At 63.8% G+C, this 17,503-nt stretch carries 8 protein-coding genes and 1 tRNA gene; 7 read left to right on the plus strand and 2 right to left on the minus strand.

Annotated elements, in window-relative coordinates:
• Positions 1-2 precede the first annotated feature (2 nt).
• From glgX to LQ232_RS21690, 5 genes are all read left to right on the plus strand, one after another.
• Positions 3-2,159, plus strand: coding sequence for a glycogen debranching protein GlgX (gene glgX / locus LQ232_RS21670; protein ID WP_230182474.1), 2,157 nt, complete (start codon positions 3-5; stop codon positions 2,157-2,159).
• Complete coding sequence (treZ, locus tag LQ232_RS21675; RefSeq protein ID WP_230182475.1) at positions 2,156-4,030, plus strand: malto-oligosyltrehalose trehalohydrolase; 1,875 nt, start codon at positions 2,156-2,158, stop codon at positions 4,028-4,030. Before glgX ends, treZ begins: the two co-directional genes overlap by 4 nt.
• A complete protein-coding gene (locus LQ232_RS21680) occupies positions 4,030-9,195 on the plus strand; it encodes a malto-oligosyltrehalose synthase (protein ID WP_230182476.1) in 5,166 nt (1,721 codons plus the stop codon). Before treZ ends, LQ232_RS21680 begins: the two co-directional genes overlap by 1 nt.
• Complete coding sequence (gene glgA, locus LQ232_RS21685) at positions 9,192-10,634, plus strand: glycogen synthase GlgA (protein ID WP_230182477.1); 1,443 nt, start codon at positions 9,192-9,194, stop codon at positions 10,632-10,634. The genes LQ232_RS21680 and glgA overlap by 4 nt, the downstream gene beginning before the upstream one ends.
• A gap of 167 nt (positions 10,635-10,801) precedes the next feature.
• The gene (locus LQ232_RS21690; protein ID WP_230182478.1) at positions 10,802-13,873 is read left to right on the plus strand and encodes a transglycosylase domain-containing protein; all 3,072 of its coding nucleotides are present in this window, start codon (positions 10,802-10,804) and stop codon (positions 13,871-13,873) included.
• Positions 13,874-13,876: 3 nt separating this feature from the next.
• Here LQ232_RS21690 and LQ232_RS21695 read toward each other — a convergent pair whose 3' ends face one another.
• Positions 13,877-15,139 (minus strand): sodium:proton antiporter, encoded by a 1,263-nt coding sequence (locus LQ232_RS21695; protein ID WP_230182479.1) that lies wholly within the window; start codon positions 15,137-15,139, stop codon positions 13,877-13,879.
• Positions 15,140-15,245: 106 nt separating this feature from the next.
• Between LQ232_RS21695 and LQ232_RS21700 the strand changes: the two genes are divergently transcribed.
• Both LQ232_RS21700 and eutC read left to right on the plus strand, forming a co-directional pair.
• On the plus strand, positions 15,246-16,607 hold the full coding sequence (locus LQ232_RS21700) for an ethanolamine ammonia-lyase subunit EutB (protein WP_230182480.1): 1,362 nt from the start codon (positions 15,246-15,248) through the stop codon (positions 16,605-16,607).
• Complete coding sequence (gene eutC, locus LQ232_RS21705; protein WP_230182481.1) at positions 16,604-17,437, plus strand: ethanolamine ammonia-lyase subunit EutC; 834 nt, start codon at positions 16,604-16,606, stop codon at positions 17,435-17,437. The genes LQ232_RS21700 and eutC overlap by 4 nt, the downstream gene beginning before the upstream one ends.
• On the opposite strand, the gene LQ232_RS21710 is transcribed toward eutC, so the two are convergent.
• Positions 17,421-17,495 (minus strand) — tRNA-Arg (locus tag LQ232_RS21710). The two genes, eutC and LQ232_RS21710, sit on opposite strands and share 17 nt — an antisense overlap.
• Positions 17,496-17,503: the final 8 nt, after the last annotated feature.

The raw sequence follows: 17,503 nt of genomic DNA on the forward strand, positions 1-17,503 counted from the left end.
CAATGAAAAAATCTTCGGGAGACAAGAAGGCAGCCAAGGCGGCGCATGGGTGGCACCTGGAGGCTGGTCAAGCCTATCCGCTGGGGGCCACCTTCGATGGCAGTGGTACCAACTTCGCGCTTTACGCCAGCACGGCCGACCGGGTCGAGTTGTGCTTCCACGCGCCTGATGGCCACGAAATCCACCGTGTTGAGCTGACGCGCAAGCTGCACCATGTCTGGCACGGCTATGTGCGCGGTTGCCCTGCAGGCACCCTTTATGGCTACCGGGTGCATGGTCCGCACCGGCTTGAAGAGGGGTTGCGCTTCAACCCCAGCAAGTTGCTCATCGATCCCTACGCCAAGGCCATCGTCGGGCCGGTGAATTGGTCTCCTGCCCACTACGACTACGAACTGGACGCGGTCGACGAAGACCTGGCGCAGAACAACGACGACAGCGCGCCAGGCATGCCGAAGTCGCAGGTGGTGGACGAATCATTCGACTGGGGCGATGACCGATCTCCGCAAGTGCCTTGGCGTGACACCATCTTCTATGAGGTTCACGTCAAGGGCCTGAGCCAGCGGCACCCTGACGTGCCCGAGGCCCATCGGGGCACCTACGCGGGCCTGTCATCACCCGCAGTGATTGACCACTTGAAGAAGCTGGGCGTGACCTCGATCGAGTTGCTGCCAGTGCACGCCTTCATCGACGACCAGCGCCTGGTCGAGTCCGGCCTGCGCAACTACTGGGGCTACAACACCATCGGCTTTTTCGCACCCGAGATGCGCTACAGCGCCACCGGCTCGATCAACGAGTTCAAGCAGATGGTCAAGGACCTGCACGCCGCAGGCCTGGAGGTGATCCTGGACGTGGTCTACAACCACACGGCCGAGGGCAATCACCTGGGCCCCACGCTGTGCTTCAAGGGCATCGACAACGCAACTTACTACCGCCTCAGCCCCGAGGACCCGCGCTACTACGTGGACTACACCGGCACCGGCAACACCCTCAACAGCCACCACCCGGTGGTGTTGCGCCTGATCATGGACAGCCTGCGCTATTGGGTGACGCAGATGCACGTGGATGGTTTCCGGTTTGACCTGGCGACCACACTGGGCCGCAGCGCATCGGCCTTTGACCACCACAGCAGCTTCTTCGCGGCTCTGGCGCAAGACCCGGTGCTGTCGCGCGTCAAGCTGATCGCCGAGCCCTGGGATCTGGGCGACAACGGCTACCAGGTGGGTGGGTTTCCGCCAGGTTGGGTCGAGTGGAACGGCCTGTACCGCGATGCCGTGCGCGATTTCTGGCGTGGCCAGGAGCACACCGTGGCCGAACTCTCGCGCCGCATGTGCGGCTCCAGTGACCTGTACGAGCACCGGGGCCGCTGCCCCACTGACAGCGTCAACCTGATCACTGTGCACGATGGCTTCACCCTGCGAGACCTCGTTAGCTACAACGACAAGCACAACGATGCCAATGGCGAAGACAACCGCGATGGCGAAAGCCACAACCGCAGCTGGAACTGCGGTGCCGAGGGCGACACCGACGATGAAACGGTTCGCGCCTTGCGCCTGCAGCAGCAACGCAACCTGCTGACCACCTTGTTCCTTTCGCAAGGCACGCCCTTGCTGCTGGGTGGCGATGAAATGGGGCGCTCGCAAGGGGGCAACAACAACGGGTATTGCCAGGACAGCGAGATCAGCTGGTTTGACTGGAACCTCACGCCAGAGCAACAAGGCCTGCTGTCCTACGTGCAGCGCCTGATCGAGTTCCGCAAAGCCCAGCCCGGCTTGCGCCGCACCGATTTCCTGGACGGGCACATTGACGAAGACGGCCACCGCGACGTCACCTGGTTCGATGCCGAGGGCCGCGAGATGACCACCGAGGCCTGGGAACAACCAGAGGCCCGCACCGTGGCGTCCATGTTCTGCGGCCGACACACCGGTGAGTACGATGAGCACGGCCGGCGCGCCAATGCCGAGACGCTGTTGATGCTGATCAACGGGCACCACGAGGACGTGCCATTCATCCTGCCCGCGCACTACGAGCAAAAGGACTGGACCGCGCGCTTTGACACCAGCCACGACAGCGGGCAACCCGACCAATTGGCCTGGCGGGCGGGCGATACCTATCCCTTGGCCGCCCGGTCCATGGTCGTGTTCACGCAGGAACCCGGATGAGCACCCGCCATGCCCATGCCATGCGCTTTGGCGCCCAAGTGCGCGAAGGTGGCGGCGTTGATTTTCGCCTCTGGGCACCCGGTGCCAAGCGTGTCGAACTGGTCCTGAAAATCCTGGTGGCCGAAGGTGACGAGGCGCGCTTCATCGAAGCCCATGGCAATGCCTGCCAAGGCGATGAAGATCCCGCCCGGGAGTGGTACGAGTTGCATGTGCCCGAAGCCACGGCGGGTAGCCGTTACCGTTGGCGCATCGATGGCGAGCTGGACGTGCCAGACCCGGCATCGCGCAACAATCCCGATGGCGTGCATGACTTCAGCGAGGTCGTTGATCCGCTGAGTTTCGAGTGGGCCCACTCGCAGGGCTGGCAAGGCGTGCCCTGGCACGAGGCCGTGATGTACGAGATGCACGTGGGCGCCTTCACGCCCGAAGGCACTTATGCGGCGGCCCAGGCGCGCTTGCCTGAACTGGCCCAACTGGGCATCACCACCGTGCAGTTGATGCCGCAGGCCAGCTACCCCGGGCGCTTTGGCTGGGGTTACGACGGCGTGCTGTTGTTCGCGCCGCAATGCAGCCATGGCAGCCCCGACGACCTGAAGCGCTTCATCGACGCGGCCCACGGCCTGGGCCTGATGGTGATGCTGGACGTGGTCTACAACCACTTTGGTCCGGATGGCAACTACCTGTCCCGTTACGCGCCCGGCTTCTTCTCGGAGCGACACCACACGGCGTGGGGCGCGGCCATCAACTTCGACGGGCCGGGCAGCGCCACGGTGCGCGACTTCTTCATCGACAACGCCCTGTATTGGCTGGAAGAGTACCGCTTCGACGGACTGCGTTTCGATGCCGTGCACGCCATGCTGGACGACTCTCGGCTTGACATCATGGCGGCCTTGTCAGTCAGGGTGCGCCAGGCCTTTCCGCAGCGCCACATTCACCTGGTTCTTGAGAACGACAGCAACGATGCCTCGCGCTTAGACAAGCCCGGCACACCCGGCCGGTTCGAAGGGCAGTGGAACGGCGATTTTCACCATCCCGTGCATGTGCTGTTGACCGGCGAGCGGGATGGCTATTACGCCGAATACGCGGACGACACCCTGGGCCAACTGGCCACCAGCCTGACAGATGGCTTGGTCTGGCAGGGCGGCCCCCACAACTGGGAGCATGCTCAGCCCAGGCGGCGAACGACCTCGCCTCAGCCCTTGATGAACATGGTCAACTTTTTGCAGAACCACGACCAGGTGGGCAACCGGGCCATGGGCGATCGCCTTGGCCAGTTGGTCAGTGAACCCGCCTTGCGCCTGGTCACCGCCATGCACTTGCTCAATCCCGCGCCGCCCTTGCTGTTCATGGGTGAAGAATTTGGCGCGGCCACGCCGTTTCTGTACTTCAGCGATTGGAGTGGCGAGCTGCGCCAGGCCGTGACCGAAGGCCGGCGCAAGGAGTTCGCGCAGTTCCCTCAGTTCTCGGATGCGCGAACGCAGGCCTTGATCCCCGACCCCTGCGATGAGGGTACCTTCCAACGCAGCAAACTGGATTGGGCTGCCGCAAGCCAGCCGCAAGGTCAACGCTGGCAGAGCTTTTACCGTGAGCTGCTGGCCTGGCGCCGCCTCCATGTCGCGCCTCACACGACCACGCTGCTGACCGGCGAGCACCATGCGGAGCGCATCGGTGAGCGGGCGCTTTCGGTGCGGTGGGCGCTGGGAGATGGGGCTGCGTTGCGCATGGCGGTCAACCTGTCCGAGCAGGCGATGAGCTGGCCTGCTGCCGCGCCCACCTTACCGGCGTCTGGTGCAGTGGTGGAGGGCGAAGTGTCTGCCCGTGGGCTTGGACCGTGGGCGGGTGTTTGGTGGATCGATCGGACCGCAAACTGATGGACAACGCGTCAATCTCCCCAGGCCTTGAGGCACTGTGCGCACATGTCGGGTTGGCCACCCGCTATGACGATTTTTGGGGTCAGGCGCGCCAAGTGCCCGAAGCTTCGCTGCGCAAACTGTTGAAGGCCATGGGCCTGGAGGCCGACAGCGACGAAGCGGCGCACAACACCTTGCTCAAGCTGAAGGGCAGCGAGGAACAACGGATCCTGCCTTCGACCCTGGTGCTGCGCCAGGGCCAGCCCGCCAGCATCGCGGTCACGCTGCCAAGGCAGCCCCAGTTTGGCAACTCGGACAAGCGCTACACCTGGGCGTTGGAGTGCGAGAACGCCGAACGTTTTGGCGGCCTGATGTTTGCTTCCCTCGATGGCAATCCCGAGGCGATCCATCTGCAGATTGACCTGCCTCAGGCTCTGCCATTGGGGTACCACCAACTCACCCTGAGATCGGCCGCGCAAGCGTCTGGCGATTTGGCACGCACGCGGGTCATCGTGTGCCCGCCGCGGTGCCACGAACCCAAGGTGCTCAAGCAGGGCGAGCGCCTGTGGGGGCCGAGCATCCAGCTTTATGCCCTGCGGTCGAACGACAACTGGGGCATTGGCGATTTCTCCGACCTGAAACGGTTGCTGGAGATCGTGGCCGGGCAGGGCGCGTCCTTTGTGGGGTTGAACCCCTTGCACGCCTTGTTCCCGCACGAGCCCGAGCGGGCCAGCCCCTACAGCCCGTCCAGCCGCAACGCCATGAACGTGCTGTACATCGACGTGACGGCCGTGCCTGATTATGCCGAGTGCCGTTTCGCGAGCGACCTGGTCAACAGCGTGGTGTTTCAGCAGCGCTTGCAGGCTTTGCGCGAACCAGAGATCGTTGATTACCAAGCGGTGGCTGCGGCCAAATTCGAGGTGCTGGAGATGCTGTTCAAGCACTTCCATTTGCGCCATTTGTCGGGTGACACCCGCCGCGGTCGCGCATTCAGGGCCTACCAGAAAGAGCGCGGTGGTGAGCTGCGCCGCCAAGCCTTGTTCGAGACCTTGCAAGCGCATTTCCACGCGCAGGATGCGTCGGTGTGGGGGTGGTCTCTGTGGCCACCAGCCTACCGCGATCCCAACTCGCCCGAGGTGGCCGAGTTTGAGCGCGAGCACGAGGCGCATGTCGAGTTCTTCGAGTACCTTCAATGGCAGGCCGAGGTGCAGCTTCAGTCTGCCCAGGCGCGGGCCGAGTCGCTGGGCATGGCCATCGGCCTGTACCGTGACCTGGCCGTGGGCGTGAACGAGGGTGGGGCGGAAACCTGGTCCAGGCGCAGTCTGTACGCCATGGCGCTGCACGTCGGCGCGCCGCCTGAAGAGTACAACCTGGCAGGCCAGGATTGGGGCCTGCCGCCGATGATCCCATCGCGTTTGCGCGAGCAGGATTTTCAGCCCTTCATCGACACCTTGCGTGCCAACATGCGATGCGCGGGCGCTTTGCGCATCGACCATGTGATGGCCCTGATGCGCTTGTTCTGGATCCACCCTGAAGACGGTGCCAAGTCGGGCGCCTACATGAACTATCCCTTCGACGAGATGATGGGCATCCTGGCGCTGGAAAGCCATCGCCACCACTGCCTGGTCATTGGCGAAGACCTGGGCACCGTGCCACCGCGCATGCGCGAGGCCATGCGCGAGCAGTACCTGCTGTCTTACTGCCCTCTGTTCTTCGAGCGGACGCACGACGGTCGTTTCAAGCGGCCCGCGGAGTGGTCACCCCATGCCCTGGCCGTGGTCAGCACCCACGACCTGCCCACGCTGCGTGGCTTCTGGAACGGCAAGGATGTGGACCTGCGGACCGAGCTGGGTCTGTTTCCCAATGACGAGGTGAGGGCCCAGCAGGTGGTGGGCCGCGCGCAAGACCGGGCCCAATTGCTGCTGGCTCTGGAACAAGAAGGCCTCATCCCCGAGGATGGCAGCGTGCATCCTTCTATGACGGACGACACCTCGCCGGCGTTCACCGACGCGGTTTACAGTTTCCTGGGTCGCACGCCCGCTCAGCTGGTGGGCGTACAACTGGAAGACGTCACCCAACAGCTCATCCAGGTCAACATCCCGGGCACCAGCGAATCGCAATTCCCCAACTGGCGGCGCAAGCTGGCCGTCACCCTGGAGACGTTGGCCAGCGATCCTCGCCTGCAGTCGGTCAGCGAAGCCCTGCGCAAAGCGCGGCCCAGCGATGTGGCGCCTCACGGCTTGCAGGACGAGTTGCCGCCGATGTCGACCGCGGTGATCCCTCGCGCCACCTACCGGGTGCAATTGCACAAGGACTTTCGCTTCAGCGACGCCACGGACATCGTGCCTTACCTGGACGCCTTGGGAATCAGCCATCTCTACACATCGCCCTACCTGCGGGCCAGGGCGGGCAGCACGCACGGCTACGACATCATCGACCACAGTGCGCTCAACCCCGAGATTGGCGACGAAGCCGATTTTGAGCAACTGTGCGTCTGCCTGGCCCGCCATGGCATGCACCAGTTGATCGACATCGTGCCCAACCACATGGGCGTGCTTCAGGCCGACAACGCCTGGTGGCTGGACGTGCTGGAAAGCGGCCCCGCCTCCCTGCATGCGGAGACCTTCGACATCGAGTGGAACCCGCCCGCGCCCGAACTGTCAGGCCAGGTGCTGGTGCCGGTATTGGGTGACCACTATGGCAAGGTGCTGGAGGCTGGCGAGCTCAAGCTCTCATTCGATGTCACGGCCGGCGAGTTCTGGATCCACTATTACGACCATCGCTTCCCCATCGACCCGCGCCACTATGCCGACATCATGGCCATGGCGCCTGCCCCGGCACCTGCTGACGAGTCGGCCGGCGAAGAGGTTCAGATTGTTCAGTCGCTCTTGCACGCCCTGGCCAGCCTGCCGCAGCGAGATGATCTGACGCCCTCGCAACGGGCGGTACGCCACCGTGACAAGGGCATCCACAAGAAGCGATTGGCCCAGTTGGCTGGCCGATTCAATTGGCTGGCGCCTTGGGCAGAGGCGTGCCTGGCCGTCATCAATGGCACGCCGGGCGATGCCGCCAGCTTCGACGCTCTTGATGCGCTGATCCAGAAGCAAGCCTACCGCCTGGCCTTCTGGCGGGTGGCGGGTGATGACATCAACTACCGCCGCTTCTTCGACATCAACACGCTGGCCGCCGTGCGCATGGAGCGCGAAGCCGTGTTCGAGGCCACGCACCACACCATCTTCCAGTGGTTGCAGGCACGCAAGGTGGCGGGCCTGCGCATTGACCACCCGGACGGCCTGTGCGACCCGAAGGGCTATTTCACCCGGCTGCAATCGCGCTACCTCAGCACCATGAGGGCCGCCGATGAACCGGATGAGGCGCCCAGGGCCTTGTTCCTGGCCGTGGAAAAAATCCTGGCCGACCATGAGCGTTTGCCGCCCGACTGGCCCGTGCATGGCGGCACGGGCTACCGGTTCTCCAACCTGGTCAACGGGCTGTTCGTGGATGGCGAGCACGAAGAGGATTTCGACCGCCTTTACACCGATTTCATCGGGCACAAGCTGGTGTTCGATGAGGTCTTGTACCAAGCCAAACTCGACATCATCGCCACCTCCCTGTCCAGTGACCTGGAGGTGCTGACCGAGGCCTTGCACCGCATCGCCCTGGGCGACCGGCGCACTTGCGACTTCACCCGCAACCGATTGCGCGTGGCCCTGCGCGCCGTCGCTGCGGCTTTTCCCGTTTACCGCACCTACATTGGCGAGCGCGGCTTCAGCGACGCCGATCGCCAGCACATCGACTGGGCCACGGCCGCCGCCAAGCGCCGCAGCCGGGCTTCGGAGGTCAGTGTCATCGACTACCTGCGCGACGTCATGCTGGGCGCGCCCACCGAGCCGAATCCTGATCGCCGACAAGCCATGCTGAATCTGGTCTACCGGTGGCAGCAGTTCACCGCGCCGGTCATGGCCAAGTCCATGGAGGACACGGCGTTCTACCGCTACCACCGCCTGGCGTCGCTCAACGATGTGGGTGGTGACCCGCGCCACTTCGGCCTGTCGGTCAGCGCTTTCCATGCGGCCAACCAGCACCGGGCCCGCTTCACGCCGCACAACATGTTGGCCACCTCAACGCATGACACCAAGCGTTCCGAAGACGTGCGCACCCGCATCGATGTGCTGTCGGAAATGCCAGATGTGTGGCAAGGCGCCATCGAGCGGTGGCAAGCCATGAACCACAAGCGCACGGCCCGCATCGAGGGCGTCCTCGCCCCGACGCGCAACGACGAGTACCTGCTGTACCAGACCCTGGTGGGCATGTGGCCGCTGGAGCCGGTCACGCGCGAGTCGCTGGCCGACCTGTGCCAGCGCGTGCAGGCCTACATGCTCAAAGCGGTGCGCGAGGCCAAGGAGCAGACCAGTTGGATCAACCCCAACCAGGAGTACGAAGCAGCCCTGGCGCGTTTCATCGACGCGCTGCTGGGGCAGCTCGAGCCCAATCCCTTCTTGAAGGACCTGCAATCACTCGTGGACCAGATCACCCCGTTTGGCGCGCTGAACAGCCTGGGTCTGGTGACCTTCAAATTGACCGCACCGGGTGTGCCAGACATCTACCAAGGCTGCGAAACCTGGAACTTCAGCCTGGTGGATCCCGACAACCGCCGCTCCGTGGACTTCAAGGCCTTGAAAGCTCGGCACGCTCAGGTGCAATCGCTGTTCGCCGGTGGCCAGGCCGATGAGCGCGCCTTGAATGAGCTGCGCGAGAACTGGCGCGATGGTGGCCCCAAGATGCTGTTCACCTGGCGGCTGTTGCAGTTGCGCGCGCGCCATCCGGATTTGTTCAGCCGAGGCACTTACCAGACATTGCCCGTGACCGGCGCGGCCGCGCCCCACGTGGTCGCCTATGCCAGGGCGCTGGATGGCCAGCAATGCCTCACCGTGGTGGGCCGTTTGCTGTATTCGTTGGCCCAGGGCGATGTCTGTGCCTTGCGGCAGACCGAATGCTGGGGCGATGCGCGCCTTGGCTTGCCGGTCGATGCCCCGCTCCGGTGGCGGGATGTCCTCACAGGCCGGGTCATCGGGGTCACCGATGGGCCGTCTGGCGGCTTGCCCTTGGCTGATCTGTTTGCCCATTGGCCAGCTGCCGTGCTGGTCCCTGCCGACCAGGCGCCGGCCGAGTCATCCCTGTCATGAAAATCTTGTTCGTCACCCCTGAATGCGCCCCCTGGATCAAGACTGGCGGCTTGGGCGAGGTGTCTGCAGCCTTGCCCAAGGCGCTCGCCGAACGCGGTTTGGACGTCAAGGTGCTGATGCCTGCCTACACCGCTTTGCGCCAATTGGTGGACGAGGGCCAGGTGCTGGCCAACATACCCGCCCAGGGCGTTTGGCCCGCGGCGCGATTGGTGCAGGCCGCGCCCGCCGTGAACCAGGCCGCCGGCTTCACACTGTGGCTGCTGAACTGCCCGGAGTTGTATGAGCTGGCCGGCGGCCCCTACCAGAACGAAAGCAGCCAGGACCACACCACCAATGCCGTTCGCTTTGCCTGGCTCAGCCAGGTGGCGGCACGCCTGGGCAGCCAGCTCAGCCCCGTGCCTGGCTGGCAAGCAGACATCGTTCATTGCAACGACTGGCCCACGGGTCTGGCGCCCGCTTACCTGGGCCGCCTGCCGGGCCGGGCCGCCAGCATCATGACCATCCACAACCTGGCTTTCCAAGGGCTGTTCCCGCTGGATGAGGCACACAAGCTGGACCTGCCCGATGAATGGCTGTCGGTCAGTGGCCTGGAGTACTGGTCGCAGCTGTCCTTCATGAAAGGGGGGCTGCAGTTCGCCGATGCGATCACCACCGTCAGCCCCACCTATGCCCGTGAGATCCAGGAAGAGTCGCTGGGCTTTGGCCTGCAAGGCGTGCTGCGCGACCACGCCGATCGGCTGCACGGCATCCTCAACGGCATTGACACCGAGGTCTGGAATCCAGCCTCGGACACCTTCATCCCGCAGCGCTACGACGCCGCGACAGTGAAAGCCGGCAAGCGGGCGAACAAGGCCGCGCTGCAAAGCCGCTGCCAGCTGCCCCCCGATCCCGATGCGATGCTGTTCGGCGTCGTCAGCCGCTTGACGCAGCAAAAAGGCAGCGATCTGATCCTGCAGGCCGTGCCCCAAGTCATCAGCGAAGGCGGTCAGCTGGTCATGCTGGGCAAGGGCGACGCGGGTCTGGAGGATGCCCTGCGGGCCATGGCCCAGCAGCACCCCGGGCGCGTCCACGTGAGCATCGGTTTCGACGAAAGCCTGGCCCACCTGATCGAGGCGGGCGCCGACTGTTTTTTGATGCCGTCACGGTTTGAGCCTTGTGGCCTGAACCAACTCTACAGCCTGGTCTACGGCACCCCGCCCATCGTGCATGCCACGGGCGGCCTGGCCGATTCCGTGGTGGACGACGCCACCGGATTCGTCTTTGCCCCACCCACGGCCGATGCGCTCAGCGCGGTCATCGAGCGCGCCTTCAGCCGCTACCGCGATCCGCCTGCCTGGGAGCGCCTGATTCAGAGCGGCATGGCGCAGTCGCTTGGCTGGGCTGGCAGCGCCGCTCGTTACGAATCCGTCTACCGGATCGCGCGCTTGAGGGTAATTTGAGCAAGGGGCCGTTGCGCCCAACACACATCGTGCGGTGCAACACCAAAGAAGCGGGAAAGCCACAGCCATTTTTAATGATGAAAAAGGCCGATCCGCTTTATGCTGGATTTCGCGAATTGCCCGTATTGGCCGCTCGCCAGCGGCCTGTTTTCCCAGCTGAGTGACCCTTGACCGATTCTCAACCCAAGTCCCCCCGAATACTGGCGCGGCTGCTCATCGGCGGCGTCGTGGTGCTTGTCATCGCGGCGGCCGCGTATTTCGTTTCAGACGAAGTGCAAACTTCGCGCTTGCAAGCGCGTTACCTGAGTGGCCTGGCCCAGGGCCTGACCTACAAGGTGGAGCCAGGACCGAGTAGCGCACTCAGTTTTCCTCAGCCAGGGCCTTATGACGACCGGCTTGGCTACAGCCACATTCCCGATTTTGTGAAACGCCTGGGCGTGCAGGGCTACCAGGTCAGCGCGCAGGCGCGCATGTCGGCCGACTTGCTGCGCGTGACCGACAAGGGCATTTTCACGGCCTACCACGAGCCATCTCAAGCCGGCCTGCAGATCCTGGATTGCAGCGGTCAGGCCATGTACGCGGTGCGTTTTCCCGAGCGTGTCTATCCCCGCTTCGAGGCCATCCCCGATCCCCTGGTCGATGCCTTGTTGTTCATCGAGAACCGCGAACTGCTCGATGCCACTTACCCGACCCACAACCCGGCCATCGAGTGGAGCCGCCTGGGCAAGGCCGTGATCACCCAGGTGGCCCGGCACGTCAGCGATGCACAGGGGTCGGCAGGTGGCAGCACCTTGGCCACGCAGATCGAGAAATACCGGCATTCGCCCGACGGCCGCACTTCGTCCATGAAAGAGAAGCTGCGCCAGGTGGCCTCGGCCTCCGTGCGCGCTTACCTGGATGGCGAAGACACCCGCCCCGCGCGCCGCCGCATCGTCCTCGACTATGTCAACTCCGTGCCTTTGTCGGCCAAACCGGGCGTGGGCGAAGTCCATGGCGTGGGCGATGGACTGTGGGCCTGGTACGGCCGCGATTTCGCCGAGGTCAACGCTTTGCTGAACGCCGCCGTCAAATCGCCGGCAGCCTCCGGTCCCGAATTGCAGCGCCAGGCCGAGGCCTACAAGCAAGTGCTGTCGCTGTTCATTGCCCAGCGACGTCCTTCGTACTACCTGGTGGATGGCCACGAAGACCTGCAAAGGCTGGCCGACAGCCACCTGCGCCTGCTGGCCAGCGTCAACCTGATCCCCATCGCCCTGCGCGATGCGGCCTTGCCCATCAAGCTCAAGCTGCACCCCGTGCAGCCCACCGAGCGGCCAGTTTCTTTCGTGGACCGCAAGGCCATCACGGCGATGCGCTCCACGCTGTCCACCATGCTCAAGGTGCCGAGGCTGTATGACCTGGACCGCCTGGACCTGAAAACCAACAGCACGCTGGATGGCGAGTTGCAGCGCACGGCCACCCGCCTGCTCAGTGACCTCAAGGACCCCAAGCTGGCCAAGGCGCAAGGCCTCTATGGCTTCCACATGCTGCAAGAGGGCGATGACCCCAGCAAGCTCACCTTGAGCTTCACCTTGTTCGAGCGCAGCGGCCAGGCCAATCTGTTGCGCGTGCAAAGCGACAACCTGGACCAGCCCTTCGACATCAACGAAGGTGCCAAGCTCGACCTGGGCTCCACCGCCAAGCTGCGCACGCTGATTTCCTACCTCAAGGTCATCGCCGATCTGCATGGGCAGTACAGCCCCATGAGTGAAGAGGACCTTAGCGCGGTGACCGTGCAGCGCAAGGATGTGCTGCGCCGCTGGGCGCGCGACTACCTGCTGGATGCCAAGGACAAGAGCCTGCCAACCATGCTGGAAGCCGCCATGGACCGCCGGTATTCGGCCAGTCCGGGCGAGACCTTCTTCACAGGTGGCGGCGCGCACCACTTCAACAACTTCGAATCCGAAGAAGATGGCCGGGTGATGGACCTGCGCGAGGCCTTCCAGCATTCCGTCAACCTGGTGTTCATCCGCCTGATGCGTGACGTGATCTACACCTACATGGCCAACAACAGCAAGGCCGACAGCGACTTGCTGGAAGACCCGGACGACCCGCGCCGCCAAGAGTATCTGGCCCGTTTTGCCGACAGCGAAGGCCGCGAGTTCCTGCGCCGTTTCTACAAGAAATACAAGGGCAAGTCACCTGACGAAGCGCGCGCCCAGCTCATCAAGCGCGCCAACTTTGCCCCGTCACGTTTGGCTGCCACATACCGGGGCATCGACCCGCAGGCCACCTTGGCCGAGTTCACGGCCTTCATGAATGAACAGTTGCCCGAGAAGGATTTGGGCGAGGCCAAGCTCCTGCGTCTGTACGACGACTACGCGCCCGACAAGTTCTCCCTGGCCGACCGGGGCTACATCGCCCGCGTTCACCCGCTTGACCTCTGGCTGGTGGGCTACTTGAAAGCACACCCCACGGCCAGCTTGACGGAGGTGATGGAAGCCAGCCGCGACCAGCGGCAGGAGGTCTACGTCTGGCTGTTCAAGACCCGCCACAAGACCGCGCAAGACTCCCGCATCCGCAATCTGCTCGAGCGCGATGCCTTCACCGACCTCAACCGCGACTGGCGTCGTTTGGGTTACCCGTTTTCCAGCTTGACGCCGTCTTACGCCACCGCCCTGGGCGCATCGGGCGATCGCCCGGCCGCCTTGGCTGAGCTGATGGGCATCATCGTCAACCGGGGCATGCGCATGCCGGTCAGCAAGCTGCAGCGCCTGGAGTTCGGCGCGGGCACGCCCTTCGAAACCCGGCTTGAACAAACCACCGCCAAAGCCGAACGCGTCTTGCCCGAAGAGGTGGCCGACGTGGTGCGCCGCACCTTGCTGATCGTTGTGGAGGGCGGCACGGCCAAGCGCCTCAAAGGGGCATTTGTGCGGCCCGATGGCAGTGTGATCGACGTGGGCGGAAAAACTGGCACGGGCGATCACCGCTTTGATGTCCACGGACCCGGTGGTGCTCTCATCTCATCGCGCGTGGTCAACCGCTCGGCCACCTTCGTCTTCCTGATTGGCGACCGTTTTTTTGGCACCTTGACCGCCTATGTGCATGAGCCCTACGCGGCCAAGTACACCTTCACCAGTGCACTGTCGGCCCAGGTCCTCAAGTCACTTGCACCGGCCCTGATGCCCCTGGTGCAAGAGAAGGCTCCCGATGGCCCAGGCAGCTGCCGTAAAAAAGAGCCCTTGGTCGCCTCCGGGCGCTGAAGCTCAGCTGCTGCCTGACTTGGGCTGGCGCCTTCTGAGGCGCATATAGCGGCTCATCAGGGGTGTGGCGGTGATGCCGTGGGCCAGGATCGATGTGAATATCGTGATCATGACCGCGCTGGTCAAAGTGCGCGCGACAGTGCCGTCGATGCCATGGTTGATGGCGTAAGCCAGGTAGTACACCGATCCCACCCCCCGGATGCCAAACCAGGCCACCAATCGCCGCTGCGGTTGGTCGATCAGGCGCAAAGGCACTGTGGCCAGAACCGACACCGGGCGTGCCACCACCATCACCAGCAGCGCGAACGCCACCGTGGCCCAATGCCAGTCGACCGATGCCAGTGAGGCCCCGATGATCAACACGATGGCCACCTCGGCCAAGTGCTCGCTTTGCGCGCTGAAGTGGATCAGGCGGGACGAGTGCGCCCCATCCTGGTGGGGAACAGGAATTTTGTCGGCCCGCAAGGCGCGCTCGCAATAAGACAGCGCAGCGCCCGCCGCGAACACGGCCAGGAAGCCATAGGCATGGATTGCCAATGCGGCGCCGTACACCAGCGCGATCACCCCAAAGGCCAGGAATTCCTCTGCCTCCAGCGCATGCCCGCTTTGCCGCAAGGCATGGACGGATCTGCCCACGGCATAGCCGCACAACCAGCCCAACAGCAGGCTGGAAGACACTGCCCACACCACATCGATCGCCAGCCAACGCCAGCCCATATCGCCGATCTCATGCAAGCCCATCAAACCCAGCGCCAGCATGACGCCCGGGAACGCCATCCCATCGTTGAGCCCCCCTTCGGCGGTCAGCGAAAATCGCAAACCATCGCGGTCATCGGGGTGCCGTATCTGCACCTCGGAGGCCAGCACCGGGTCGGTGGGTGACAGGATGGCTCCCAGCAACAGCAAGGCGGGCCAAGGCAAATCCAGCAGTAGCCAACCGGTCAAGGCGATGCAGGCCGTGGTGATGACCATGCCCGCCGTGGCCAGGCGCAAGGGCACCGCCCACGCTGACAGCGAAAAAGGCACGCGCAAACGCATGCCCACGGTGAACAGGGTGATCAGCACGGCCACTTCCGTGAGCAGTTCAAGCCAGGGCATGCTGTCCTGTGGCGACAAATCCAACATGCGGGCGCCCAGCGGGCCGACCAGGGCGCCAACGCCGAGGTAAAGGATGGCTGGAGACAGAGGCAGTCGCTTGACCAGGTGGCCGGAAAAAGCCATGGCAATCAGAACGGTGCCCACGAGCACGAACCAGGCAATGTGCATGTGGAATACGACCCATGAATCGGTGGAGCATGCAGACCAGCAAAGCGGGTGCCGCCTCGCGCAAAATCAGGCAGACTGTGGCGGTCTGGGTTGAATTTGTCTCGCCATGACTGCATTTCGCGACCTCAAGGACCTGATGGCCAAGGCCACGCCCGCGCGATCGGGCGACCTGTTGGCGGGCATTGCCGCGCAAACGGCACAAGAGCGGGTGGAGGCACAGATGGCCCTGGCCGATTTGCCCTTGCGCACTTTCTTGAGCCAGGCGCTGATTCCTTACGAGGACGACGAGGTCACGCGCCTGATCATCGACACCCACGATGCCCAGGCCTTTGCCCCGATTTCCCACCTCACGGTGGGAGATTTCCGGAACTGGCTGTTGCAAGACGAGACTGACTGTGAGACCTTGGCTGCGGTGGCGCCCGGCATCACACCCGAGATGGCAGCGGCCGTTTGCAAGATCATGCGCAACCAGGATCTGATTCTGGTGGGCCAGAAGTGCCGGGTGGTCACGGCTTTTCGCAACACCATCGGGTTGAGAGGCCGGCTGGCCACCCGCCTGCAGCCCAATCATCCCACCGACGACGCCAGTGGCATCGCGGCCAGCCTGATCGATGGCTTGCTGTATGGCAGCGGTGATGCCGTGATCGGCATCAACCCAGCCACCGACAACGTGCCTCAGGTCATCAAATTGGTGGCGATGATGGCCGAGCTCATTGACCAATATGCCATCCCCACCCAATCCTGCGTGCTCACTCACGTCACCAACACCCTGGCGGCCATGGAGCGCGGCGCGCCGGTGGACCTGGTGTTCCAGTCCATTGGCGGGACCGAAGCCACCAACCGCAGTTTTGGCATCGACCTGGCTTTGCTGGGCCAGGCGCAAGAGGCTGCGCTGGCCTTGAAGCGCGGCACGGTGGGCCACAACGTCATGTACTTCGAGACTGGCCAGGGCAGCGCCTTGTCGGCCAACGGTCACCACGGTGTGGACCAGCAAACCTGCGAAGCACGCGCCTACGCGGTGGCACGGCACTTCAAGCCATTGCTGGTGAACACGGTGGTCGGCTTCATTGGCCCCGAGTATCTGTACGACGGCAAACAGATCATCCGCGCCGGGCTGGAGGACCATTTTTGCGGCAAGTTGCTGGGCTTGCCCATGGGCTGCGATGTTTGCTACACCAACCATGCCGAAGCCGACCAGGACGACATGGACGTGCTGCTCACTTTGCTGGCCACGGCGGGCTGCACCTTTGTGATGGGTGTGCCTGGTTCGGACGACATCATGCTCAACTACCAGAGCACCTCTTTCCATGATGCGCTGTATGTGCGCCGGGTGCTGGGCTTGCGGCCGGCCCCCGAGTTCGAGGCCTGGCTGCAGCGCATGCAGATCATGCGGGGCGAGGGCGCGGGCTTTCGGCTGTTGGATGAGTTGCCGCCCGGTTTTCAGCATGCCTTGCTGGGTGCGCCATGAGCCAGCCTCCTGTCACCCACAACCCTTGGCTGGCGCTGCGCCGGTTTACCCAGGCGCGCATCGCCCTGGGTCGGGCCGGTGTGAGCTTGCCGACTGCGCCGCAGTTGGCGTTTCAGTTGGCGCATGCGAAGGCGCGCGACGCAGTGCACTTGGCGCTGGACGTGGTCGCGCTCCAATCAGCGCTGAGCGTCCTGGGCCAGGAGACGTTGGTGTTGCACAGCGCGGCTGCCGACCGGGACACTTATCTGAAGCGACCCGACCTGGGGCGAAGGCTGGACGCTTCATCGAGGCGAGCGCTGCTGGACCGCGCGAAAGGTACAAAGCCCGATGGCTCACAGGCAGACAGGCGCTCACATGACGTTGTTTTCATGATTGCTGATGGGCTGTCGGCGCTGGCGGTGGGCTTGCATTCCTTGCCCTTGCTCGACCGTGTGTTGCCTTCGCTCAGGGCCGAGGGTTGGTCCATGGCACCCTTGGTCATCATTGAGCAGGGCCGGGTTGCCATTCAAGACGAGGTCGGCGAGTTGTTCGGCGCGCGTTTGGCCGTGATCCTGATCGGTGAGCGGCCTGGCTTGAGTTCGCCCGACAGCATGGGCCTTTACATGACGTGGATGCCGCGCCCTGGTTTGACCGATGCCGACCGCAATTGCATCTCAAATGTGAGGCCGGAAGGACTGCCATGCGAGCAGGCCGCTGAGAAGCTGCTCCACTTGCTGCGCGAGTCAAGGCGATTGAACATGTCGGGTGTTGGCTTGAAGGACGAGCACCCATCTTTGACAGCGAGCCCTTCACCGCTGCTTGGCCCTGGTCAGATGGTCCCCCCGCCATGAATCGAACATGGATCTGACCCTTAGGAGGGGCCCGTACTATCCGTTGTACTACGGAGGGTGACCAAG

Origin of the sequence: Aquabacterium sp. CECT 9606, from assembly GCF_918741295.1 — a bacterium.
Classification (GTDB): Bacteria; Pseudomonadota; Gammaproteobacteria; order Burkholderiales; family Burkholderiaceae_C; genus Aquabacterium.